Here is a 659-nt window from a genome sequence, read left to right as displayed (position 1 = left end):
ATGGCAAAGGAAAAGTTTGAACGCGGCAAGCCGCACTGCAACATCGGCACGATTGGCCACGTTGACCACGGCAAGACGACGCTGACGGCGGCGATCACCAAATATTTCGGTGATTTCCAGGCGTATGACCAGATCGACGGCGCGCCCGAAGAGAAGGCCCGCGGGATCACCATCTCGACCGCGCACGTGGAATACGAGACGGAAAACCGTCACTACGCGCACGTCGACTGCCCCGGCCACGCCGACTACGTCAAGAACATGATCACCGGTGCCGCCCAGATGGACGGCGCGATCCTGGTTGTGAACGCCGCTGACGGCCCGATGCCGCAGACGCGTGAGCACATCCTGCTGGGCCGCCAGGTGGGCATCCCCGCCATGGTCGTGTTCCTGAACAAGGTCGACCAGGTCGACGACGAGGAACTGCTCGAGCTGGTGGAAATGGAAGTCCGCGAGCTTCTGTCCGAGTACGACTTCCCGGGCGACGATATTCCGATCATCGCAGGCTCGGCCCTGGCCGCAATGGAAGGCCGCGACCCGGAAATCGGCGAGAACAAGATCCGCGAACTGATGGCCGCCGTGGATGAGTACATCCCGCAGCCGGAACGTGCCGTCGACCAGCCCTTCCTGATGCCGATCGAGGACGTGTTCTCGATCTCCGG

Annotated in this window: 1 protein-coding gene; it reads left to right on the top strand. The window is 62.5% G+C overall.

Annotation, left to right across the window (positions count from 1 at the left end):
- A partial coding sequence (locus KZZ07_RS26640; protein ID WP_219519937.1) for a GTP-binding protein occupies positions 1 to 659 on the top strand: 659 nt, incomplete at its 3' end.

The organism is Mameliella sp. CS4 (genome assembly GCF_019392335.1).
Classification (GTDB): Bacteria; Pseudomonadota; Alphaproteobacteria; order Rhodobacterales; family Rhodobacteraceae; genus Antarctobacter.
This window is presented reverse-complemented; position numbering and strand designations above follow the sequence as displayed.